Source organism: Streptomyces sp. NPDC003284 (genome assembly GCF_053589675.1).
Map to the genome: position 1 here is coordinate 101,203 of NZ_JBSFSI010000019.1, position 22,838 is coordinate 124,040.

Below are 22,838 nucleotides of genomic sequence, written 5' to 3' on the forward strand. Positions count from 1 at the left end.
TCGTGGAGAACCTGATTGCGCTGCTGATCGCGGCGCCCCTGCTCGGAGCGGCCGTCCTGCTGGTCGGCGGCCGGCGCCTGGACGCCGTCGGCCACTGGATCGGCACCCTGCTCGCCGGCGCCTCGTTCGTGATCGGCCTGGTCCTCTTCGCCGACCTGCTCGGCAAGGGCGCCGAACACCGCACCGTGGTCCAGCACCTGTTCAGCTGGATCCCGGTGGCCGGTTTCCAGGCGGACGTCACCTTCCGGCTCGACCAGCTGTCGATGACGTTCGTCCTGCTGATCACCGGCGTCGGCTCGCTCATCCACCTGTACTCCGTCGGGTACATGGAGCACGACGAGCGGCGCCGCCGCTTCTTCGGCTATCTCAACCTGTTCCTCGCGGCGATGCTGCTGCTCGTCCTCGCCGACAACTACCTGCTGCTGTACGTCGGCTGGGAGGGCGTCGGTCTCGCCTCCTACCTGCTGATCGGCTTCTGGCAGCACAAGCCCAGCGCGGCCACCGCCGCCAAGAAGGCGTTCCTGGTCAACCGCGTCGGCGACATGGGCCTGTCGATCGCGATCATGCTGATGTTCACCACCTTCGGCACCTTCGCCTTCGGCCCGGTGCTGGGCAGCGCGGGCGACGCGAGCGAGGGCAAGCTCACCGCGATCGGCCTGATGCTGCTGCTCGCGGCCTGCGGCAAGTCCGCCCAGGTGCCGCTTCAGTCCTGGCTCGGTGACGCGATGGAGGGCCCGACCCCGGTCTCCGCCCTCATCCACGCCGCCACGATGGTGACCGCGGGCGTCTACCTGATCGTCCGTTCCGGCGCGATCTTCAACGGCGCGCCCGACGCGCAGCTCGCCGTCACCGTGGTCGGCGCGGTCACGCTGCTCTTCGGTGCGATCGTCGGTTGCGCCAAGGACGACATCAAGAAGGCGCTGGCCGGTTCGACGATGTCGCAGATCGGCTACATGGTGCTGGCCGCCGGGCTCGGCCCGATCGGCTATGTCTTCGCGATCATGCACCTGGTGACGCACGGCTTCTTCAAGGCCGGGCTGTTCCTCGGCGCGGGCTCCGTCATGCACGGCATGGACGACGAGGTCGACATGCGCAGGTACGGCGGTCTGCGCAAGTACATGCCGGTCACCTTCATCACCTTCGGCCTCGGCTACCTCGCCATCATCGGCTTCCCGGGCCTGTCCGGCTTCTTCTCCAAGGACAAGATCATCGAGGCGGCCTTCGCCAAGGGCGGCACCGAGGGCTGGATCCTCGGCGGCGCGGCCCTGCTGGGCGCGGCCATCACCGCGTTCTACATGACCCGCGTGATGCTGATGACGTTCTTCGGCGAGGAGCGCTGGCGCCACCGGGCCACCGCCTCGCCCGCCGGGCCCGGCGCCGAACCGGCGGCCGGGGAGCGCGGCGCGCACGCCGAGCCGCATCCGCACGAGTCCCCGAAGAGCATGACCGTCCCGATGATCGTGCTGGCCTTCGGGTCGGTCTTCGGCGGCGCGTTCTTCAGCATCGGCGACCGCTTCCTGCACTGGCTGGAGCCGGTCACCGGGCACAGCGAGGGCGACTCGCCGCTCAGCGCCGCCGCCGTCACCGGCGCCACCATGGTCTGCCTGGTGATCGGCGTCGGCATCGCCTGGGCCCAGTACGGCCGCAAGCCGGTCCCGGCGGTGGCCCCGCGCGGCTCGCTGCTCACCCGCGCCGCCCGCCGCGACCTGCTCCAGGACGACTTCAACCACGTCGTCCTGGTCCGCGGCGGTGAACACCTCACCCGGTCGCTCGTGTACGTCGACCACACCCTGGTCGACGGGGTCGTCAACGGCACGGCGGCCTCCGTGGGCGGCCTGTCCGGGCGGCTGCGCCGCCTCCAGAACGGCTTCGCCCGCTCGTACGCGGTCTCGATGTTCGGCGGTGCGGCCCTCCTGGTCGCCGCGACCCTGCTGATGAGGGCGGTCTGATACCGATGTCCTTTCCTCTGCTGACAGCGACGGCGGTGCTCCCGGCCGTCGGGGCCGTCGCCACGGCCGCCGTACCGGCGGCCCGGCGCACCGCCGCCAAATGGCTCGCCCTGGCCGTCTCCCTGGGCACGCTCGCGCTGGCCGTCGCCACCCTGGTCCGCTTCGACCCGGACGGCGCCCGCTACCAGCTCACCGAGTCCCACTCCTGGATCGCGGCCTTCGGCGTCCGCTACGAACTGGGCGTGGACGGCATCGGGGTGGCGCTGGTCGGGCTGACCGCGCTGCTGATCCCGTTCGTGATCCTCGCGGGCTGGCACGACGCAGACCCGCTGGAGACCGGCAGCCGCCGCTGGCGTCCCACGCAGGGCTTCTTCGCCCTGATCCTGGCCGTCGAGGCGATGGTGATCCTCTCCTTCGAGGCCACCGACGTCTTCCTCTTCTACATCTTCTTCGAAGCCATGCTGATCCCGCTGTACTTCCTGATCGGCGGCTTCGGGGACCGGGCCCACGAGCACGGCGAGCAGGCGGCCGCCACCCAGCGGTCGTACGCGGCGGTGAAGTTCCTCCTCTACAACCTGGTCGGCGGCCTGATCATGCTGGCCGCGGTGATCGGCCTGTACGTGGTCGCGGGGAACTTCTCGCTGGCCGAGATCGCCGAGGCCCGCGCCAACGGTTCGCTGCACATGGCGACCGGCACCGAGCGCTGGCTGTTCCTCGGCTTCTTCTTCGCCTTCGCGGTGAAGGCGCCGCTGTGGCCGCTGCACACCTGGCTGCCCAACGCGATGGGGGAGTCCACCGCCCCGGTCGCCGTCCTCATCACGGCGGTCGTCGACAAGGTGGGCACCTTCGCGATGCTCCGCTTCTGCCTCCAGCTCTTCCCGGAGGCCAGCAAGTGGGCGACGCCCGTCATCCTCGTCCTCGCCGTGATCAGCATCATCTACGGCGCGCTGCTGGCGGTCGGCCAGCGGGACATCAAGCGGCTGGTGGCGTACGCGTCGATCTCGCACTTCGGCTTCATCATCATGGGCATCTTCGCGATGACCAGCCAGGGCCAGTCCGGCGCGACGCTCTACATGGTCAACCACGGCATCTCCACGGCCGCGCTGCTGCTGGTCGCCGGCTTCCTGATCTCCCGGCGCGGCTCGCGGCTCATCGCCGACTACGGCGGGGTGCAGAAGGTCGCCCCGGTGCTCGCCGGGACCTTCCTGATCGGCGGTCTCGCGACCCTCTCGCTGCCGGGGCTCGCGCCCTTCGTCAGTGAGTTCCTGGTGCTGGTCGGCACCTTCACCCGGTACCCGGCCATCGGCATCGTCGCCACCCTGGGCATCGTGCTCGCCGCGCTGTACGTGCTCGTCCTCTACCAGCGGACGATGACCGGCCCGGTCAAGCCGGAGGTCTCCGCGATGCCCGACCTCAGGGTGCGTGAGCTGGTGGTCGTGGCCCCGCTGATCGTGCTGCTGGTCTTCCTGGGCGTCTACCCCAAGCCCGTGACGAACATCGTGAACCCGGCGGTCAAGCAGACCATGTCCGACGTACACAAGACCGACCCCAAGCCCGACCTGGAGGCGGCGAAGTGAGCGCAGCAGCCGTCCACAGCCTGTGGACAACCGCGGCCGACCCGATCGCCAAGATCGGCGCGCCGAAGATCGAGTACGGGCAGCTGTCGCCCACCCTCATCGTCGTGGGCGCGGCGATCGTCGGGGTGCTGGTCGAGGCGTTCGTCCCGCGCAAGTCGCGGTACTACGCGCAGGTGTTCGTGTCCGCCGTCGCGCTGTGCGCCGCCTTCGCCGCGGTCGTCGCGCTCGCGGCGGACGGCTACGGCACCACCAAGGCGCACATCGCCGCCATGGGCGCCATCGCCGTCGACGGGCCGTCCCTGTTCCTCCAGGGCACGATCCTGCTGGCCGGACTGGTCGGCCTGTTCACCTTCGCCGAGCGGCGCCTGGACCCGGAGGTGCACGGCAACCGCGTCGACTCCTTCGCCGCGCAGGCGTCCGCCGTGCCGGGCAGTGACGGCGAGAAGGCCGCGGTGAAGGCCGGGTTCACCACCACCGAGGTGTTCCCGCTGCTGCTGTTCGCGGTCGCGGGCCTGCTGGTCTTCCCCTCGGCCAACGACCTGCTGACGCTGTTCGTGGCCCTGGAGGTCTTCTCCCTCCCGCTGTACCTGCTGTGCGCGCTGGCCCGCCGCAAGCGGCTGATGTCGCAGGAGGCCGCGGTCAAGTACTTCCTGCTCGGCGCGTTCGCCTCGGCGTTCACCCTGTTCGGCATCGCCCTGCTGTACGGGTACGCGGGCTCGGTGTCGTACACGACGATCGCGCAGGTCGTCGAGGGCAATGTGCCCACCGTCGACCCGGCCCTGGCCAACACCACCGGGAACGACGCGCTGCTGCTGATCGGCACCGCGCTGGTCGTGATGGGACTGCTGTTCAAGGTCGGCGCCGTGCCGTTCCACATGTGGACGCCCGACGTCTACCAGGGCGCCCCGACCCCGGTCACCGGCTTCATGGCCGCGGCGACCAAGGTGGCCGCGTTCGGCGCGCTGCTGCGGCTGCTGTACGTGGTGCTGCCGGGGCTGCGCTGGGACTGGCGGCCGGTGATGTGGGGCGTGGCGATCATCACCATGCTGGGCGGTGCGATCGTCGCGATCACCCAGACCGACATCAAACGGCTGCTGGCGTACTCGTCGGTCGCCCATGCGGGCTTCATCCTCGCGGGTGTCATCGCCACCTCGAAGGACGGCGTCTCCTCCGTCCTCTTCTATCTGGCCGCGTACTCCTTCGTGACGATCGGCGCCTTCGCCGTGGTCACCCTGGTCCGCGACGCGGGCGGCGAGGCCACGCACCTGTCCAAGTGGGCCGGGCTCGGCCGGCGCTCCCCGCTGGTGGCGGCCGTCTTCGCCGTCTTCCTGCTGGCCTTCGCCGGTATCCCGCTGACCAGCGGCTTCGCCGGTAAGTTCGCCGTCTTCAAGGCGGCGGCGGAGGGCGGCGCGGCCCCGCTGGTCGTGATCGGTGTGATCTCCTCCGCGGTCGCCGCCTTCTTCTACATCCGTGTGATCGTCCTCATGTTCTTCAGCGAGCCCCACCCCGAGGGCCCCACCGTCGCGGTCCCCTCGCCCCTGACCATGACCGCCATCGCCGTGGGCGTCGCCGTCACGGTCGTCCTCGGCGTCGCCCCCCAGTACTTCCTGGACCTGGCGAACCAGGCGGGGGTGTTCGTGCGCTGAGTCCCGCCGCGCCACGACGAAGCGGCCCGGCTCCCCGTGTGGGGAGCCGGGCCGCTCGGCTGTGCCTGGAGGGGTTACCGGGTGCCTCCGTGGCGGGTCTTGATCCCGGTCAGGTCGAGGTCCATCGTGAACGGGACGTCCGTCTTCAGCTGCTCACGGAAGATGCCTGTGCTCGTGTACGTACCGGTGGTGGGCTCCAGCTCGAAGACGTGCACGACGGCGCGGTCGTTCTCGTTCTCGACTCTCCAGTAGTGGGGGATCTTCGCTCGGGCGTACTTGAGAGGCTTGGTCTCGCGGTCGCGGGAGACGGATTCATCGGAGACAACCTCGATGGCAAGAACGACTGCCTCCGCCCGGAACCGGGTCTGCTTCGCGTTCTCCACGGCGTCGCTGCGTACTACGACCACATCCGGCTCAGGGCGATTCTGTCGGTCGATCTCGATGGTGAGCTCGCGCACTACTTGGACCTGTTCAGGTGCCACGGACTGCAGTTGCCACTCGAAGAAACTCACTGCACGCGAGTGGAAAAGGGTCTGCGGACTCACGAAGACCAGGCTCCCGTCGATCAGTTCCGTATGCGGAGGCAGATTCGGGAGGCGGTCCAGGTCGTCGGCGGTCCATCCGCCTTCCGGCGGAGTCGGCCAGGTGGGCTTGGACGTCTTCGGTTCGACGCTCATCAGTGCTCCCATGGGACGGAGTCTCGCCGGTGCGTTCAGACTATCGGCCGGAAACAGGCAGGTCTCCTGCGTACGTGTGAACGAGTCCTGTGTCGTTGACCGGCGCCCCGGGTCCGGCCTGTGGATAAGTCCATCGCTGTCGGCGGCGCCCCCTATCGTGGAGGAAGTGGTCGAGGGACGACGGGCGGGGGACGAGACGATGGGTGGGACAGGCGGTGTCACCGACATGGCAGTGACGGACAGCGAGGCGCTGGCCACGCTGCGCCGGGTCTTCGGGTACGAGGCGTTCCGGGGCGAGCAGGAAGCGGTCATCGAGCATGTGATCACCGGCGGCGACGCCGTCGTGCTCATGCCGACCGGCGGCGGCAAGTCGCTGTGCTACCAGATCCCCGCCCTGGTCAGGCCCGGCACGGGCATAGTGGTCTCCCCGCTGATCGCGCTGATGCAGGACCAGGTGGACGCCCTGCGCGCGCTCGGTGTGCGCGCCGGTTTCGTCAACTCCACCCAGGACTTCGACGAGCGCCGCACGGTCGAGGCGGAGTTCCTCGCGGGCGAGCTGGACCTGCTCTATCTGGCACCGGAGCGGCTGCGCCTGGACGCCACGCTCGACCTGCTCTCCCGCGGCAAGATCTCCGTCTTCGCCATCGACGAGGCCCACTGCGTCTCCCAGTGGGGCCACGACTTCCGCCCCGACTACCTGTCGCTGTCCCTGCTGGGCGAGCGCTGGCCCGACGTGCCCCGGATCGCGCTCACCGCGACCGCCACCCGGGCCACGCACCAGGAGATCACCCAGCGGCTGGACATGCCGCGGGCCCGGCACTTCGAGGCCAGCTTCGACCGGCCCAACATCCAGTACCGGATCGTGCCCAAGGCCGACCCCAAGAAGCAGCTCCTGGCCTTCCTGCGCGCGGAGCACGAGGGCGACGCGGGCATCGTGTACTGCCTCTCGCGCAACTCCGTGGAGAAGACCGCCGAGTTCCTGTCGGCCAACGGCGTCCGCGCGGTGCCCTACCACGCGGGCCTCGACGCGGGCACCCGCGCCACGCACCAGGCCCGCTTCCTGCGCGAGGACGGCCTCGTCGTGGTCGCGACCATCGCCTTCGGCATGGGCATCGACAAGCCGGACGTCCGCTTCGTCGCCCATCTCGACCTGCCCAAGTCCGTCGAGGGCTACTACCAGGAGACCGGCCGCGCCGGACGCGACGGCCTGCCCTCCACCGCCTGGATGGCCTACGGCCTGAACGACGTCATCCAGCAGCGCAAGATGATCCAGTCCGGCGAGGGCGACGAGGCCTTCCGCCGCCGCGCCGCCGCCCACCTGGACTCGATGCTCGCCCTGTGCGAGACGGCCGGCTGCCGCCGCGGCCGCCTCCTCGCCTACTTCGGCCAGGACCCCGACGCGAGCGGCTGCGGCAACTGCGACACCTGCCTGACCCCGCCGGAGACCTGGGACGGCACGGTCGCCGCCCAGAAGGTGCTCTCCACGGTGGTCCGGCTCCAGCGCGAGCGGGGGCAGAAGTTCGGCGCCGTGCAGATCATCGACATCCTGCTGGGCAAGCGCACCGGCAAGGTGATCCAGTTCGACCACGACCAGCTCTCCGTCTTCGGCATCGGCACGGAGCTGGCCGAGGGCGAGTGGCGCGGGGTCGTCCGCCAGCTGCTGGCGCAGGGACTGCTCGCGGTCGAGGGCGAGTACGGCACGCTGGTGCTGACCGAGGCCAGCGGCGAGGTGCTGCGCGCCGACCGGAAGGTGCCGCTGCGCAAGGAACCGAAGCGGCCGGCCACCGCGCGCTCCGCGTCGTCCTCGTCCTCCGGGCGGGGCAAGGGCAAGGCCGCCGTGGCGGAGCTGCCCGCGGAGCTGCTCCCCGCCTTCGAGGCGCTGCGCGCCTGGCGCGCCGAACAGGCCCGCGAGCAGGGCGTCCCCGCGTACGTCATCTTCCACGACGCCACCCTCCGCGAGATCGTCATGCTCCGGCCGGACTCGGTGGCGCAGCTCGGCACGGTCGGCGGGGTCGGCGAGAAGAAGCTCGCGACCTACGGGGAGGGCGTCATCGGCGTGCTGAAGTCGCTGTCGGCCCCGTCCGGCGACCGTCCCGCCCCCGCTTCCGCTCCCGGCCTCTCCTCCGACACCGGGCCCGAGCCGGACTTCGGCCCGGAGCCCGAGCCGGAGCCGGACGACGACTGGATATAGGACGACCGGACAGAGGACGACCGGAGACAGCCGGCCGGGCGGGACCGGCCGGGAGGTGCCTCGGCCCGGCCCCGCCCGCGGGTCACAGCGCTCGTGACGCGTAGGCCCTGACATCCGCGTCCGGGTCGGCGGTGGCCGTGGCCAGGGCGGCTCGGGCCGAGGCCGACGCGGTGTGCCGGGTCAGCGCCAGGACCGCGGCCTTGCGGACGTCCCCGTTGGGGTCGCCGAGGGCCCCGGCCAGGGCGGGTACGGCGGTCCCGGCGTCCGCCGCGGACAGCGCGGTCGCCGCGCCCGCCCGGACCTGCCAGGCCCCGTCGCCCAGCGCCGCCACGGCACGCGCGGCGAACACCGGAGGCACCCCGGCGGCGGCCACCGCGGCGAACGCCGCACCGCGCACCAGCACGTCCGCGTCCCCGGTCAGCCGGTCCAGCGCGGCCACGGCGCGGTGACCGCCGCCGAGCCCGCCCAGCGCCTTGGCCACCGCGACCCGCACCTCACGGGACGGATCACCGGCCGCACCGGCCACCGCCTCGGCGGCGTCGACCGAGACCAGGGCGCGCACGGCCTCGATCCGCACCGAGGTGTCCGGGTCGGCGAGGGCGGCGGCGAACACCGCGGCGTCGCCCAGCCGCAGGGCGCGCAGAACGTCGAGGGCGGTGGCCCGGACCACCGGGTCGGGCCCGGCCAGCGCCCCGGTCAGGCCCTCGCGCAGCGCCGGGTCGGGCGGCAGCGTCTCGACCAGTTCGCGCAGCGAGGCCGCGGCGGCGGCGCGGACGCTCCCGTGGCCGTCGCGCAGGGCGGCGGCCAGGGCCGGACCGGTCCCGGGCGGCACGGTCTCGGTGAGCACGCCGACGGCGGCCCGCCGCACCTCGGCGTCCGGGTCGTCCAGATAGGGGGTGAGGACATCGAGACCGGGTTCCGCGTCGGCCAGGGAGACGAGTTCCAGCAGCCGCGCCGAGCCGCCGCCCGTGCCCGGCTCACCGGACGCGTCCGGCGCCCCGGGTGCCCCGCTCGCGGCGGGCACTGCGGGCGCGGCAGGCAGCGGGGCGGGCGGTGCGGCGGGCGCGGTGTCGCGGGCACCGGCCGTGGCGACGTCCTCGGCGCGGACCTCGCCGAGGAGCCGGGACGGTCCGCCCACCGGGGCGTAGCCGTCCACCGGGACCAGATAGGGAGCCACCGGACGGGCCGTGAACTCCATCGCACCCAAGGGGGACTTGTGCAGATCGAGATGGTGGAACCAGGAGTCGTCGTCGCGCCGCGGATGGTCCAGGCGCTCGTGGTAGAGGCCCCAGCGGGACTCCGTGCGGGCCAGCGAGGCACGGGCGGCCATCTCCGCGCAGTCGCGGATGAAGGTGACCTCGGCGCAGCGCATCAGCTCGTGCGGGGTGCGCGCGCCCATCGCGGCGATGTCCTCGCGCATCCGCTCGAACGCCTCCAGCGCCAGCGACAGCCGCGCCCCCGACTTCGGCGGGGCCACGTAGTCGTTCACGAAGCGGCGCAGCTTGTACTCGACCTGGGTCTGCGGCGGGCCCTCCGGGTGGCGCAGCGGACGGTAGATCAGCTCGTGCGCCTCGCGCACCTGATCCTCCGGCAGCACACCCGCGTAGGGCCGGTACCGGGCCGCGTCGGCGCCCGCCAGCTCACCGAAGACGAACGCGCCGATCATGTAGTTGTGCGGCACACAGGCCAGATCACCGGCGGCGTACAGCCCGGGGACGGTGGTGCGGGCGTGGTCGTCGACGCGGACCCCGGAGGCGGAGTGGCCGCCGCACAGGCCGATCTCGGAGATGTGCATCTCCACGTCGTGGGTGCGGTAGTCGTGGCCGCGCCCGGAGTGGAAGGTGCCCCGGGTGGGGCGTTCGGTGGAGTGCAGGATCGACTCCAGCGCGGCCACCGACTCCTCGGGCAGATGGCTCAGCTTCAGATAGACCGGACCGCGGTCGGAGGCCACCTCGGCGGCGAACTCGGCCATCATCTGCCCGGACCAGTAGTCGGAGTCGACGAACCGCTCGCCGTGCCGGTTGACCTGGTAGCCGCCGAAGGGGTTGGCGACGTAGGCGCAGGCCGGGCCGTTGTAGTCCTTGATCAGCGGGTTGATCTGGAAGCACTCGATGCCGGTCAGTTCGGCGCCCGCGTGGTAGGCCATGGCGTAGCCGTCACCGGCGTTGGTCGGGTTCTCGTAGGTGCCGTAGAGGTAGCCGGAGGCGGGCAGGCCGAGCCGTCCGCAGGGGCCGGTCGCCAGGATCACGGCGCCCGCGCGGACCACGGTGAAGGCGCCGGTGCGGGTGTGGAAGGCGACGGCGCCGACCGCGCGCCGCTCTCCGCCCGCGTCCGCGGTGAGCACGCGCACCGGCATCAGCCGGTTCTCGATCCGGATCCGCTCGCGCATCTCGCGCCGCCGGAGCTGCCGGTACAGGACCTTCTTCACGTCCTTGCCCTCGGGCATCGGCAGCACATAGGAGCCGGAGCGGTGCACCTGCCGGACCGCGTACTCGCCGTGCTCGTCCTTCTCGAACTTCACCCCGTACGACTCCAGCCGCCGCACCATCGCGAAGCCGCGGGTGGCGGTCTGGCGGACGGTGGACTGGTCGACGATGCCGTCGTTGGCGCGGGTGATCTCGGCGACGTAGTCGTCGGGTTCGGCGCGGCCGGGGACGACCGCGTTGTTGACGCCGTCCATGCCCATGGCGAGCGCGCCGGAGTGCCGGACGTGCGCCTTCTCCAGCAGCAGGACGTCCGCGCCGTGCTCGGCGGCGGTCAGCGCCGCCATGGTTCCGGCGGTGCCGCCGCCGATGACGAGGACGTCGCAGGTCAGCTCTTGGGCGTCGGTGAGGGCGGGGATCTCCACCAGAGGGCCTTTCAGGTACCGAGGGAGGACAGGACGTCGCGCCGCAGCGCGGTGTGCGCCGGATCGTCGTGCGCCGCCCGCTCGCGCGGCCGCGGCACCTCGCGTACGGCGACGAGCCGGCCGCTGCCGAGCAGGGCCACGCGGTCGCCGAGGAACAGCGCCTCGTCCACGTCGTGGGTGACGAAGACGACCGTCGCGCCGGTCCCGGCCAGCACCTCGACCAGCAGGTCCTGCATGCCGGCCCGGGTCTGGGCGTCCAGGGCGCCGAAGGGTTCGTCCATCAGGACGGCGCGCGGCCCGGCGGCCAGCGCACGGGCCAGTTGGGCGCGCTGGCGCTGCCCGCCGGAGACCCGGTGCGGCAACTGCCGTGCCTGCGCGGCCAGTCCGACCCGGCCGAGCCACGCCTCGGCCCGCTCGCGGCGTACGGCGCGGGGCATCCTGGCGATGGCGAGCGGGAGTTCGACGTTGGCCCGCAGGGTGCGCCAGGGCAGCAGGGCGTCCTCCTGGAAGACGAGGGCGCGGTCGGCCCCGGGGCCGGTCAGCGGCCGTCCGTCCCGGGTGACCTCCCCGCCGAGCGGTGCCAGCAGCCCGGCCAGGGTGCGCAGCAGGGTCGACTTGCCGCAGCCGGACGGGCCCACCACGGTGAGGATCTCGCCGGGCGCCACCTCCAGGTCGACGCCACTGAGGGCGGTGGCGCCGGGATGGCCGAGCACGGCCCCGCGGAGGGCGAGCGTGAGCCCGCGCCCCGGGGTCCGTGGGACTTCCGGGTGGGCGCTGTCATCGGGCGCCGACGCTGTCCGGGCCTCAGACGAGGTGCTCATCGCGTGCCTCCTCGGGCTGATGGGGGACCTGGGGCGAGGCGGGCGGCGCCGCGGCGGGACGCCGTGTGCGGGGCCGGGCGGCGGGGGTCTGCGCGGCGCCGGGCAGCCAGCGGGTCAGACGGCGGCCGAGGAGTTCCACGGCCGTGGAGGTCAGCCGGCCGAGCACACCGATGGTGACCATCCCGACGAAGACGCCCGGGTAGTCGACGACGGTGTAGTCCTGCCAGGTGCGGTAGCCGACGCCGTACTCGCCGGAGATCATCTCGGCGGAGATCACGCAGATCCACGACACGCCGATGCCGACCGAGAGCCCGCCGAAGATGCCGGGCAGCGCGCCCGGCAGCACCACCGAGCCCAGCACCCGCCACCGGCCGCCGCCCATGGTGCGCACGGCCTCCTCCCAGGCGGGGGCCAGCGCGCGGACCGCGTGCCGGGTGGAGACCAGCACCGGGAAGAAGGCGGCGGCACAGGTGATGAAGACGATGCCCTGCTCGTCGGAGGGGAACAGGAGGATCGCGACCGGGACGAGGGCGATGGCCGGGATCGGGCGGACCACCTCCAGGAGCGGCCCGAGCAGGTCCTCGGCGAGCCGGGAGCGGGCCACCAGCACCCCGGCGGCGATGCCCAGGACGGCCGCCAGCAGGAAGCCGGTGGCGATCCGGGTCAGGCTGTCGGCCAGATCCGTCCAGTAGTCCGCCCCGCGGACCCGCCCGGCGAAGGCGTGCGCGACCTCGGTGACGGTGGGGAACTGCGAGAAGCGCAGCCACGCGTCGATCCTCAGCCCGGTCAGCAGTTGCCACAGACCGAGCGCGGCGGCCACGGACAGGAGGCGCAGCGCGTACCGTCCGGCGCGGGTGTACCGGGCATACCGGGCGTACCCGCCGCGCGGGCCGCGTGTGTCCGGGCTCCGCCCGTTCACGATGCCCGCTCCAGTGCCTGGCCGTAGGAGACCGCGCGGGCGCCCGGGTGCGCGCCGAGGTACGCCTGTGCGGTGGCCGGGGTGACGAACGGCAGCAAGGCGTCCCCGTCGGCGACCCAGACGGCCCGGTCGGCGAACCAGAGGGTGCCGGTGGTGGCGTCGGGGACGTACGCGGCGCGGACGCCGGAGCGGTGCGCGGCCACGTACGCCAGCAGCTCCTTCGGCGTGGCGAAGGCGCGGGTGCGGGCGGCGCCCCGGTCCCACGCCTCGCTCGCCGCGGGCGGCGGCACGGCGGCCAGGCTCTTGGCGTACGCCGCGCCGAGGGCCCGGCGCGCGTAGCGGTCGTCGACGAAGGCGTCCACGTCGACGTCCCCGGTGAGCTTGGCGTCCTTCAGGACCGACACGTCCTGCTTCAGCGCGGACACCAACTGGGGCTTCAGCGCCGGGTCGAAGGTGGCGATGCCGTGGGCGCCGTTGTAGAGGTAGACGACCTCGGCGGGCAGTCCGGTGGCCTTCGCGACCTTCTCGGCGGCGTCGACCGGGTGGGCGTTCAGATAGGCGGTGGCCTCGGCCTGGGCCTTGAGGAACGCCTCCAGGACGGCGGGGCGCTTCTTCGCGAAGTCCTCGCGGGCGGTGACACCGTGGAAGGTGGGCAGGTTCAGCTGGGCGCCGTCGTACAGCGCCTTCGCCTTGCCCTGGAAGGCGAGCAGCCCCGGCCAGGCGACGAACTGGGACAGCGCGTCGACGCTGCCGGCGACGAGGGCGGAGGCGCCCACGGCGGGCTGCTGGTTGAGCTTGTGGATGTCCTCGTCCGGGTCGAGCCCGGCCCGGCGCAGGGCGCGCACGAGGGTGCCGTCGGCGGCGGATCCGATGCTCGTGGAGACCTTCCTGCCCTTGAGGCCGGCCAGGGAGGAGAGCGGCGAGCCGGGTGCGGTCACGATGGTGTTGAGCCCGCCGCGCAGGTTGTAGCCGGTGACGGAGACCAGGCGGGTGGGGCGGCCCAGCTGCTTGCCGCGGGCCGCGTTGATCAGCAGCGGGAAGTCGCCCATGGAGCCGATGTCGGTCTTCCCGGCGGTCATCTGCGCGGTGATCGGGGCGCCGGTGGCGTAGTCCTGCCAGACGACCTTGTAGGTGTGGCCGTCGTGCAGGGCGTTCAGCTGCTTCTCGAAGGAGCCGAGCGAGCGCAGCAGGGTACCGGCGGTGACGGTGTTGATGGTCCTGGACTGGTAGCCGACGGTGACCGTGACGGTGGCGCCGTCACCGGCCGCCGCGGTACCGGCGCAGGCGGACAGCGGGGCGAGCAGGGCGAGGGCGGTCAGGGCGACGGGGGTGCGTCTCATGGGGAGTTCGGGCCTCTCACCGGAGCAGATAGGGCATGTTGACCGTCACGGCACCGGTGGGACAGCGGGCCGCGCACGGGCCGCAGTACCAGCACTCGTCGACGTGCATGTACGCCTTGCCGCTGCTGGTGTCGATGGCGAGGGAGTCCAGCGGGCACATGTCCACGCACAGCGTGCAGCCGTCGATGCACTTCGACTCGTCGATGGTCACGGGCACGTCGGCCCGCTGGGGCGCCAAGGGCATGGCTGTCTCCGGGAGGTCGTCCGTCTGCGAAAGGGGAGGGGTGAGCGGGGGAGGCGGGTGGGTCACCCGGAGCGGCGCAGCAGGCCGCTCATGGTGATGCGGTCGCCGCGGAAGCGGATGAACTCCAGGTCCACCGGGCGGCCGTCGTCGAGGTGCGTGAGGCGTTCCAGCATCAGTACGGCCGCCCCGCGCGGGGCCTGGAGCACGGCGGCGGAGTGCGCGTCGGCGTTGACGGCCTCCAGGGTGATCTCGGCATGGCCGAGGGGCCGTCCGGTGATCGTCTCCAGGAGCCGGAAGACGTCGGTGTTCTCCAGGTCGGCGTCGAGCAGGGCGGTGCCGATGTCGAGCGGGACGTAGGTGAGGTCGAGGGAGAGGGGGAGGCCGTTCAGGCGGCGCAGCCGTTCGATGTAGAGGACGTCCGCTCCGGCCGGGACGCGCAGGCGTTCGGCCACCGGGGCGGGTGCGGGCGCGGGGCCCATGGTGCGGACCTCGTTGCTGACCCGGCCGTGTTCGCGCAGGGTCTCCGCGAGCCCCATCAGCCGGTCGAGGCCGTGCGGGTACTTGCGGGCGACGACGACCGTGCCGACACCGGGCAGCCGGTCCACGAGCCCTTCGGCGCGCAGCAGGTCCAGGGCCTGGCGGACGGTGTTGCGGGAGGCGCGGTAGTCGGCGGCGAGCAGGTCCTCGTGGGGGAGCGGGCCGTCGGCGAAGGCGCCGGTGAGGAGCTGTCTGCGCAGCAGGTCGGCGAGTTGCCTGGCCCGGTCGGCGCGCAGCCGGCGCCTGGCCCGGTGGGCGGCGACGGTGGTCGCGGCGCCCTGGGCGGCGTGGTCCCGGATGCGGTCGGCGGCTGGCATGGCTGGAACCATACCGAGCAGGTAGGGAAAGTCGTGTTGCTGAAGTGTTGCGCCAGCCGGGAGCGCCAGGAAAGCGGTCCTGACCTGCGCTTCCACGGTCCGGTGGTGGGAGATCTGCCAGCTGCGGCCGTCCGCCGGACCCGGCCAGGCACGGCCGGCGACCACCGTCAGCCGATCGTCGTCAGCCGATCGTCGTCAGCCGACCGCCGTCGGCCGACGCCGTCAGCCGAGCGCCGTCAGCCCGGGGGCGAACGTGATCAGCAGCGGCAGCAGGGGCACCAGCGCCGCCACCGTGGTGGTCAGCGCCCTGCGGCGGCGGTCCAGCCGGGGCGGGGGCTCCAGGAGGCGGTCCACGCGCTCGCCCAGCAGGCGGTGGCTGGAGGCGCAGGAGAGGACCCCGCGGTGCTGGTTGAGTTCGATCAGGGCGAGGGCCGTGGTCAGATGGCCGTGGCGGCGCGAGGCGGTGTCGTCGGCGGACAGTTCGACCAGGCGGTGCGTCTGGTCGCAGAAGTGCGCGAAGAGCGGGACGCGCGGGAAGCCGGTCGCCAGCGCGGTCGACAGGTGCAGCAGCCAGTCGTGGTGGGCGCGGGCGTGCCCGCGTTCATGGGCGAGCACGGCGTCGAGCTGGTGGCCCGTCAGCCGCCGCAGCGCGCCCGTGGTGACGATGAGCTGGGGCGGGTGTCCGGGCATCCACCAGGCGTCGGGGTACTCGTCCTCCAGCACCAGCATCGGCCCGCGGGCCACGGGCAGCCCCTCGGGCAGGTCGGGGGCGCGCTCGCGCAGGTGCGCGCGGGCCAGCCCGCGGCGCCTGCGCGCCTCGGCGACCTCGCGGCCGAGCATCGCGGTGGTCCAGGCGGCCCCGCAGGCCAGCAGCAGGGTGAGGACCGCGGCCCACGCGGGCGCCACCGACAGGTCGTACGCGGCGGTCACGGCGGGCGGCGCGGGCGCGAACACCCGGTCGCGCACGGTGTGGAAGACGGCCGCGGTGCCCAGGACCAGGGCGGCCAGACAGCACAGCAGCACGGTGGCCACCAGGCACTGCCAGACCCACAGCGCGACCACGGGATCCCGCTCCGGCCACTCCGCCCGCGTCAGCGCGCGGGGGACCGGTACGGCGGCCGTCAGCGCGACGGCGGTCAGCAGGAGCAGGCAGACGGTCATGCCACGGGCTCCGGATCCTGATCGGAGGTGGGCGGAGTGGGGTCGTACGGTGGATCGTGCCGTGCGGTGGTGCCGTGCGGGATGGTGCCGTGCTGTGGTGCCGCGGGACGGTGCGTGTCGTTACCGCCAGTATGACGGGGACGGGCGCCACGAGTCAGGGTCCGGCGGCAACCGGTCCGTGCTGCGAGGCGCCCTCCGCCGTCCCCGGGGAAGGGGGCCGGACCGCTCAGCCCGCCGCCACGATCCGCCCGCTCACCTCGCCCAGGCCGACCCGGACCCCGTCCGCGCCCGGCGCCCACGCCGTCAGTGTCACCACGTCCCCGTCCTCCAGGAACGCGCGCTTGCCGTCGGGGAGTTCGAGCGGTTCGCGACCGTTCCAGGTGAGTTCCAAGAGCGAGCCGCGCTGGCCGGGCTCCGGTCCGCTCACCGTGCCCGACCCGTACAGGTCGCCGGTGCGCAGGGAGGCGCCGTTGACCGTCATGTGGGCGAGCTGCTGCGCGGCCGTCCAGTACATCGTGGAGAACGGCGGCTCGGACACCGTGTGGCCGTTGATCGCGACGGAGATCCGCAGGTCGTAGCCGCCAGGCTCCTCGCCGGTGTCGTCCAGGTAGGGCAGCAGCGGGTGCGTGCGGTGCGGCGGGTCCGTCCGCGCGTCCTCCAGCGCGTCCAGCGGGGTGATCCACGCCGACACGGAGGTGGCGAAGGACTTGCCGAGGAACGGGCCGAGCGGGACGTACTCCCACGCCTGCACGTCCCGCGCCGACCAGTCGTTGAGCAGGCACAGCCCGAACACGTGCTCGCGGAAGTCCGCCAGCGCCACCGGCTGCCCGGCCCGCGAGGGCACCCCGACCACGAAGCCGACCTCGGCCTCGATGTCCAGCCGGACCGACGGGCCGAACACGGGCGCGGGGTCGGCGGGGCCCTTGCGCTGTCCCGAGGGGCGTACGACGTCCGTGCCCGAGACGACGACCGTCCCCGAGCGGCCGTGGTAACCGATCGGCAGGTGCTTCCAGTTGGGGGTGAGGGAGTCCTCGGCGTCCGGGCGGAAGATCTGCCCGACGTTGCGCGCGTGGTTCTCGGACGCGTAGAAGTCGACGTAGTCCGCGACCTCGAAGGGCAGGTGCAGGGTCACCGAGGAGAGCGGGTGCAGGAAGGGGGCCACGGTCTCCTGGTGCGCGGGCACCGTCACCCACGCCGTCAGCGCGCGCCGCACGTCCGACCAGGCGGTGCGGCCCGCGGCGAGCAGCGGGTTCAGGGTCGGCCGCGCGAGCAGGGCGGCGTACGGGGAGCCGAGTGCCAGCGCCGCCGCACCCGCGTCGAGGACGTGGTCGCCGAGCCGGACGCCCACGGTCCGCTCCTGCGATCCGGCGCGCGAGAAGACACCGTAGGGAAGGTTGTGCGGACCGAAGGGGTCGCCCTCGGGGACCTCGAAGGGGGGCATCGGGTACTGCCTCTCTTTCGTGTGCCGGTGTTCCATGGGGGACATGGGTGTCTGGCCACACGTTCATGTGGTCGCGCCACACGTTACGGGGGAGGCCGCTGTCTTGGGCAGGGTCCGAGGAGTCTCCCGACGACACGGCGGAGGGACGTCGTCCGGTTTCCGCCCGTCACCCGCCTGGCGGATCCGTATTCTCTGATCATGCCCGCATCCGCTGCCCCCGCGTACGCCCTCATCGCCACCGACCTGGACGGCACGCTGCTGCGCGGCGACGACTCCGTGTCCGGGCGGACCCGCGCCGCGCTCGGCCGGGCGGCGGCGGCCGGTGCCCGGCACCTCGTCGTCACCGGACGGCCGGCGCCGCGGGTCCGCCCGCTGCTGAGGTCCCTCGGCGGCACCGGGCTCGCGGTGTGCGGCCAGGGCGCCCAGCTCTACGACGCCGGGGCCGACCGCATGCTGTGGTCGGTCACGCTCGACCGGGAGACGGCCGAGACCGCGCTCGGCAAGATCGAGGCGGAGGTGGGTGAGGTGTACGCGGCGGTCGACCAGGACGGCGTGGACGGCCGCACGCTCATCGAGCCGGGGTACCGCATGCCGCACCCGACGCTGCCCGCCGAGCGGGTCGGGCGGCGCGAGGAACTGTGGCGCGCGCCCATCAGCAAGGTGCTGCTGCGCCACCCCCGGCTGTCCGACGACGAGCTGGCGGCGGCGGCCCGCGGCGCGGTCGGCCCGCTCGCCTCGGTGACCATGTCGGGCCCGGGGACCGTCGAGCTCCAGCCCTGCGGCATCACCAAGGCGACCGGTCTCGCGCTGGCCGCGGCGCGGCTGGGACTCGGCCCCGGGGACGCCCTCGCCTTCGGCGACATGCCGAACGACATCCCCATGTTCCGGTGGGCGGCCCGGGGGGTGGCGATGGCGGGTGCCCACCCGGAGCTGAAGGCGGTCGCCGACGAGGTCACCACGTCGAACGAGGACGACGGCGTCGCCGTCGTCCTCGATCGTCTGTTCGTCTGAGCCCGCCGCGTGCCGGCCGGCACGCGGCTGCCCGTCAGTACGCGCTGTTGACGTTGTCGATGGAGCCGTAGCGCGCGGCGGCGTAGTTGCAGGCGGCCGTGATGTTGGCGACCGGGTCGTAGATGTCGAACGACGTGCCGGCCACGTGGTAGGCGTTGAAGGTCGGCTGGATGACCTGGAGCAGGCCCTTGGAGGGGATGCCCGCGGCGGCGTTGGAGTCCCAGTTGTTGATGGCCAGCGGGTTGCCGGAGGACTCGCGCATCACATTGCGGTGGATGCCGTTGTACGTGCCGGGAATGCCCTTCTGGGCCATGACCGCGAGCGACTCGCGGATCCATCCGTCCAGGGTGTTCGGGTAGGCGACCGTGCTCGCCGTGGTGGCGGTGGCGGCGGTCGGGGTGGCCGCGGAGGCGCCGGACGCCCCGATCAGCGGCAGGGCGAGGATCGCGGCACCGGTGCCGGAGACGGCGAGGGTGCGGACGAGACGAGCGGCGCGGGAGCGGCTGGGACGACGTGCAGACATGGGGATTTCCTCTCCGTCGCCTGCGAGGTGAGCTGTCGGGTTCGGGCGGGGAGGTGCCCGGCCGGCTCCGGAGAGCACGGCTTCACCCCGAGCCGTTCCGGCGCGGCGTACGACGTAGGACGTACGGCGCTCCGGCCCGGCGACTTACCTGGGTCCCCCGCTCCTGCCATGAGCTGTCGGTGGGTGGTCATCGAGCGCTGGCAGGATTCGGCGTCCGCTCGACTGGCCCGGAACGTATGCGAGAGCACATGTCCCGAACAAGTACCTGATGCATACATCGTCCTAGTTGACCTTGATCCAGGGCATTTTGGCCGCTTGATCCTTTGCGATTGCCAAGGGTCAACTCGCTTGCGGGGGACGGGGAGCGGGGGGTCGGCGGGCCGTGGCGGGGGGTGGAGGTGCGCGTGATGCAGCTCACGGAATAATCCGGCCAGGAGCATTTGCCCCCAAGGGGAATTGAAATACTAATAAGGGTAAATCGGACTCGTAGGGCTGGAAGTGACGGGCATCACGGTCGGTGAGGCCCTGGCCCTGTTCGTACGTACGTGGGCACGGGCGGCGTGTAGGAGGAGAGTGGGCGCGGTGGGGGGAGTGAGGGAGGAGGCTGGAGGAGGGGGAAGTGGGGGAGGGGGAAGGTGGAAGGGGGGCGGGGGTGGCGAGGGAGAGGCAGGGAAGAGCAAGTCGATAAATATCTGTTCATACGTGGTGATCGAAAACATATCGGTCGTGATCCGATACCACCTGGCCTGTATCGGTGGGCGCTATCGGTGATCGAAACGTGACCGGATACGCTGACTTGAGTGATGGCAGCGACCTATCGACAAACCGTGTAAGCGCCAGCAGACACCAGCAGACAGGAGACCCCTCGTGACCGTCGTCGGGCCGTTCGGGCTGAGCGTGCGGGACCAGGCTCTCGAAGCCGATGTCCAGGCCGGATTGGCGGCTGTCGAGGAAGGGCTGCTCGAAGCCACCAAGAGCGAGGTCCCGTTCATCACGGAGGCCGCCCAGCACCTCGTCAAGGCGGGCGGCAAGCGGTTCCGGCCGCTGGTCGTGATGCTCGCGGCCCAGTTCGGCGACCCCGACGCGCCGGGAATCGTGCCCTCGGCCGTGGTCGTGGAGCTGACCCACCTGGCCACGCTCTACCACGACGACGTGATGGACGAGGCCGCCGTGCGGCGCGGGGTGGCCAGCGCCAACACCCGCTGGAACAACGCGGTCGCGGTCCTCACCGGCGACTTCCTCTTCGCCCGCGCCTCCCAGATCCTCGCGGACCTCGGCCCGGAGGCCGTCCGGGTCCAGGCGCTCGCGTTCGAACGGCTCGTCACCGGGCAGATCCTGGAGACCGCCGGACCGCAGGACGGCCGGGACCCGGTCGACCACTACCTGGACGTGCTGGGCGGCAAGACCGGTTCGCTGGTGGCTGTCTCGTGCCGGTTCGGCGCGATGATGTCCGGCGCCGACGAGAGGGTCGTGGACGTGCTGACGCAGTACGGGGAGCGGCTCGGCGTCGCCTTCCAGCTCGCGGACGACGTGCTCGACATCGCCTCCGACTCCCGGGAGTCCGGCAAGACCCCCGGCACCGACCTGCGCGAGGGCGTCGCCACGCTGCCGGTGCTGCGGCTGCGCGAGCGCGCCGCCCGGCTCGGGCTCGCCGAGGACATCGCGCTGTGCGAACTGCTCGACTCCGACCTGAGCGACGACGCCCGGCACGCCGAGGCGCTGACCGCGCTGCGCGCCCATCCCGCGCTCGAACAGGCCCGGCGGGACAGCGTCCGCTACGCCGAGGAGGCGCGGGCCGCGCTGGCCCCGCTGAAGGAGTGCGGCGCCAAGGTGGCCCTGCTCCAGCTGTGCGACGCGGTGGTCCACCGGGTCGGCTAGTGCACCGGGTCGGCTGGTGCACCGGGTCGGCTGGTGCACCGGGTCGGCTGGTACGCCGGGTCGGCTGGTACGCCGGGTCGGCCAGGCCCGCCTACCCGGATCCGGCCCCGGCCCCGGTCGGCCGGGGCCCGACGTGCCTCTTCCCGCCGGTTCTCTCCACCCCCCGGTCCCGCCTCTCCACCCGGCCGGACCTGGTCCCGGCGGGGGTTCCGGCCGGCTTCTCCACCCCGACCCCTACGGGGTGGTGGAGAAGCCGCCCTCGTGTGTCATACCGCAGGCGTACACGGAGTTGGCTCCGCGGTCTGACGCTTCGTCGCGGCCGATTTGGTCAGATGGAAGCACGGACCACACCACTCCTCACCGATTCGGGTGAGAATGGCGGCTTGGGGTGGGAGCAGTGCACACGGGCAGCCGCCGCCGACGACGGAGGTAAGGCACACATGGCACCGTACGAATCCGACGACACCAGGGACACCCCGGAGGCCGGCGACCGCGCCTCGGCGCGCCGCAAGGCCGCCCGCTACGGCGTCCCGGTCGCGGTGGTGGGGGTGGCGGCGGCGACCATCGGGCTCGTCCCGGCACTCGCCGACTCCGGTGACCCCGACCTGCCGAAGATCACCGCACAGCAACTCATCGAGAAGATCGCCAAGTCGGACGTCGAGCGCCTGTCCGGCACCGTCAAGATCACCACCGACCTCGGGCTGCCGAACCTCGGCGGTCTGGAGAGCAGCCTCGCCTCCGGCGCCCTGGGCGGCGGCGACGGCTCGTCCGCCGACCCCAGCTCCAAGCTGACCGAGCTGGCCTCCGGCACGCACACGCTGCGCGTCGCGGCCGACGGCCCGGACCGGCAGAAGGTCTCGCTCGTCGAGAGCGCCGCCGAGTACAGCCTCGTCCACAACGGCAAGGACGTCTGGGGCTACGACAGCAAGTCCAACGAGGTCTACCACTCCACCGCCCCCCAGGACGGCGCCAAGGACAGGAGCGAGGGCAAGGACAAGCTCCCGGCCACGCCCAAGGACTTCGCCGACGAGGCCCTGAAGTCGGTCGACGACACCACCTCGGTGACGGTCGACGGCACCGCGCAGGTCGCCGGGCGGGACGCCTACAAGCTGGTGATCAAGCCCCGGCACGCCTCGGGCACCACGGTCGGGGCGATCAGCATTGCGGTGGACTCCGCCACCGGGCTGCCGCTCAAGTTCACCCTCACCCCGGCGAGCGGCGGCGCCGCCGTCGTGGACGCGGGCTTCACCCAGGTCAGCTTCGACCGGCCGACCGCCTCCACCTTCGACTTCACCCCGCCCAAGGGCGCCAAGATCACCGAGGAGAAGGACGGCAAGGCGGGCGAGCACGCCCTGCCGCCGGGCGCCTCGCACAAGGGCCTCACCCCGGGGAAGGACTTCACCCGGGGCAAGGGCCTCGACAAGACCGGCCCGGAGGTCATCGGCGAGGGCTGGAACTCCATCGCCGTCTTCGACACCGGCGGCAAGGGCGGCCTCCCGACCGACGCCGGCTCCGCCGCGGGCGGCGACCTGGGCGGCTTCCTCGGCTCGCTCGGCGACCACGTGAGCGGTTCCTTCGGCAAGGGCACGGTCTTCTCCACTCGCCTGGTCAACGCGCTGATCACGGACGACGGCAAGGTCTACGTCGGCGCCGTCACCAAGGACGCGCTGGTGAAGGCGGCCGACGCCGCGAAGTAGCCGCGTCCGGGCACGACGCTCGACAGCACGACAGCACGACAGCACGACAGCACGACAGCAC

At 72.3% G+C, this 22,838-nt stretch carries 17 protein-coding genes and 1 riboswitch; of the genes, 7 read left to right on the forward strand and 10 right to left on the reverse strand.

From position 1 onward, the window contains the following. Positions 1-2: 2 nt before the first annotated feature. The 3 genes from nuoL to nuoN are packed head-to-tail and all read left to right on the forward strand — an operon-like array spanning position 3 to position 5,172. Complete coding sequence (gene nuoL / locus ACWDYF_RS30535) at positions 3-1,949, forward strand: NADH-quinone oxidoreductase subunit L (protein ID WP_389470790.1); 1,947 nt, start codon at positions 3-5, stop codon at positions 1,947-1,949. 5 nt (positions 1,950-1,954) lie between these two features. Next, a complete protein-coding gene (locus ACWDYF_RS30540; RefSeq protein ID WP_018568279.1) occupies positions 1,955-3,526 on the forward strand; it encodes an NADH-quinone oxidoreductase subunit M in 1,572 nt (523 codons plus the stop codon). Then, a complete protein-coding gene (gene nuoN, locus ACWDYF_RS30545; RefSeq protein WP_381736771.1) occupies positions 3,523-5,172 on the forward strand; it encodes an NADH-quinone oxidoreductase subunit NuoN in 1,650 nt (549 codons plus the stop codon). Before ACWDYF_RS30540 ends, nuoN begins: the two co-directional genes overlap by 4 nt. 74 nt (positions 5,173-5,246) lie before the next feature. On the opposite strand, the gene ACWDYF_RS30550 is transcribed toward nuoN, so the two are convergent. After that, on the reverse strand, positions 5,247-5,849 hold the full coding sequence (locus ACWDYF_RS30550; RefSeq protein WP_389470986.1) for a Uma2 family endonuclease: 603 nt from the start codon (positions 5,847-5,849) through the stop codon (positions 5,247-5,249). Positions 5,850-6,075: 226 nt separating this feature from the next. Here ACWDYF_RS30550 and recQ point away from each other — a divergent pair, with 226 nt between their 5' ends. Beyond that, positions 6,076-8,040: a DNA helicase RecQ gene (gene recQ, locus ACWDYF_RS30555; RefSeq protein ID WP_381736770.1), complete on the forward strand. Its 1,965-nt coding sequence runs from the start codon at positions 6,076-6,078 to the stop codon at positions 8,038-8,040. 82 nt (positions 8,041-8,122) lie between these two features. Here recQ and ACWDYF_RS30560 read toward each other — a convergent pair whose 3' ends face one another. The 8 genes from ACWDYF_RS30560 to fahA form a co-directional block, all read right to left on the reverse strand. Beyond that, the gene (locus ACWDYF_RS30560; RefSeq protein WP_389470785.1) at positions 8,123-10,888 is read right to left on the reverse strand and encodes a fumarate reductase/succinate dehydrogenase flavoprotein subunit; all 2,766 of its coding nucleotides are present in this window, start codon (positions 10,886-10,888) and stop codon (positions 8,123-8,125) included. A gap of 11 nt (positions 10,889-10,899) precedes the next feature. Then, complete coding sequence (locus ACWDYF_RS30565) at positions 10,900-11,709, reverse strand: ABC transporter ATP-binding protein (protein ID WP_389470782.1); 810 nt, start codon at positions 11,707-11,709, stop codon at positions 10,900-10,902. After that, the gene (locus tag ACWDYF_RS30570) at positions 11,693-12,544 is read right to left on the reverse strand and encodes an ABC transporter permease (protein ID WP_381736854.1); all 852 of its coding nucleotides are present in this window, start codon (positions 12,542-12,544) and stop codon (positions 11,693-11,695) included. The genes ACWDYF_RS30565 and ACWDYF_RS30570 overlap by 17 nt, the downstream gene beginning before the upstream one ends. Positions 12,545-12,624: 80 nt before the next feature. Beyond that, positions 12,625-13,968, reverse strand: a complete 1,344-nt coding sequence (locus tag ACWDYF_RS30575; RefSeq protein WP_389470779.1) for an ABC transporter substrate-binding protein — start codon at positions 13,966-13,968, stop codon at positions 12,625-12,627. 16 nt (positions 13,969-13,984) lie between these two features. After that, positions 13,985-14,212 (reverse strand): 4Fe-4S dicluster domain-containing protein, encoded by a 228-nt coding sequence (locus tag ACWDYF_RS30580; RefSeq protein ID WP_018568287.1) that lies wholly within the window; start codon positions 14,210-14,212, stop codon positions 13,985-13,987. A 62-nt stretch (positions 14,213-14,274) separates the two neighbouring features. Beyond that, complete coding sequence (locus tag ACWDYF_RS30585; protein ID WP_018568288.1) at positions 14,275-15,066, reverse strand: GntR family transcriptional regulator; 792 nt, start codon at positions 15,064-15,066, stop codon at positions 14,275-14,277. Positions 15,067-15,288: 222 nt separating this feature from the next. Continuing rightward, a complete protein-coding gene (locus ACWDYF_RS30590; protein ID WP_018568289.1) occupies positions 15,289-16,227 on the reverse strand; it encodes a M56 family metallopeptidase in 939 nt (312 codons plus the stop codon). A gap of 226 nt (positions 16,228-16,453) precedes the next feature. Further along, positions 16,454-17,668 carry a fumarylacetoacetase gene (fahA, locus tag ACWDYF_RS30595; protein ID WP_018568290.1) on the reverse strand — a complete coding sequence of 405 codons (1,215 nt, stop codon included), beginning with the start codon at positions 17,666-17,668 and terminating at the stop codon, positions 16,454-16,456. Between the two features lie 198 nt (positions 17,669-17,866). Between fahA and ACWDYF_RS30600 the strand changes: the two genes are divergently transcribed. Then, positions 17,867-18,679: an HAD-IIB family hydrolase gene (locus ACWDYF_RS30600; RefSeq protein WP_018568291.1), complete on the forward strand. Its 813-nt coding sequence runs from the start codon at positions 17,867-17,869 to the stop codon at positions 18,677-18,679. Between the two features lie 34 nt (positions 18,680-18,713). Here the strand turns inward: ACWDYF_RS30600 and ACWDYF_RS30605 are convergent, their stop codons facing one another. After that, positions 18,714-19,202, reverse strand: a complete 489-nt coding sequence (locus ACWDYF_RS30605) for a transglycosylase SLT domain-containing protein (RefSeq protein WP_381736765.1) — start codon at positions 19,200-19,202, stop codon at positions 18,714-18,716. A gap of 2 nt (positions 19,203-19,204) precedes the next feature. Further along, positions 19,205-19,394, reverse strand: a riboswitch (cyclic di-AMP (ydaO/yuaA leader). Positions 19,395-20,069: 675 nt separating this feature from the next. On the opposite strand from ACWDYF_RS30605, the gene ACWDYF_RS30610 reads away from it, so the two are divergent. Further along, positions 20,070-21,080, forward strand: a complete 1,011-nt coding sequence (locus tag ACWDYF_RS30610; protein ID WP_018568293.1) for a polyprenyl synthetase family protein — start codon at positions 20,070-20,072, stop codon at positions 21,078-21,080. Positions 21,081-21,520: 440 nt separating this feature from the next. Continuing rightward, a complete protein-coding gene (locus tag ACWDYF_RS30615; RefSeq protein WP_389470771.1) occupies positions 21,521-22,777 on the forward strand; it encodes a LolA family protein in 1,257 nt (418 codons plus the stop codon). The last annotated feature ends 61 nt before the right edge of the window (positions 22,778-22,838 follow it).

Coding starts and splice junctions, on each gene's coding strand:
- ACWDYF_RS30600 (WP_018568291.1), top strand. CDS start 17,867: ATGCCCGCATCCGCTGCCCCCGCGTACGCCCTCATCGCCACCGACCTG.
- ACWDYF_RS30615 (WP_389470771.1), top strand. CDS start 21,521: ATGGCACCGTACGAATCCGACGACACCAGGGACACCCCGGAGGCCGGC.
- ACWDYF_RS30580 (WP_018568287.1), bottom strand. CDS start 14,212: ATGCCCTTGGCGCCCCAGCGGGCCGACGTGCCCGTGACCATCGACGAG.
- ACWDYF_RS30550 (WP_389470986.1), bottom strand. CDS start 5,849: ATGAGCGTCGAACCGAAGACGTCCAAGCCCACCTGGCCGACTCCGCCG.
- ACWDYF_RS30575 (WP_389470779.1), bottom strand. CDS start 13,968: ATGAGACGCACCCCCGTCGCCCTGACCGCCCTCGCCCTGCTCGCCCCG.
- recQ (WP_381736770.1), top strand. CDS start 6,076: ATGGCAGTGACGGACAGCGAGGCGCTGGCCACGCTGCGCCGGGTCTTC.
- ACWDYF_RS30605 (WP_381736765.1), bottom strand. CDS start 19,202: ATGTCTGCACGTCGTCCCAGCCGCTCCCGCGCCGCTCGTCTCGTCCGC.
- fahA (WP_018568290.1), bottom strand. CDS start 17,668: ATGCCCCCCTTCGAGGTCCCCGAGGGCGACCCCTTCGGTCCGCACAAC.
- ACWDYF_RS30585 (WP_018568288.1), bottom strand. CDS start 15,066: ATGCCAGCCGCCGACCGCATCCGGGACCACGCCGCCCAGGGCGCCGCG.
- ACWDYF_RS30540 (WP_018568279.1), top strand. CDS start 1,955: ATGTCCTTTCCTCTGCTGACAGCGACGGCGGTGCTCCCGGCCGTCGGG.
- ACWDYF_RS30590 (WP_018568289.1), bottom strand. CDS start 16,227: ATGACCGTCTGCCTGCTCCTGCTGACCGCCGTCGCGCTGACGGCCGCC.
- ACWDYF_RS30565 (WP_389470782.1), bottom strand. CDS start 11,709: ATGAGCACCTCGTCTGAGGCCCGGACAGCGTCGGCGCCCGATGACAGC.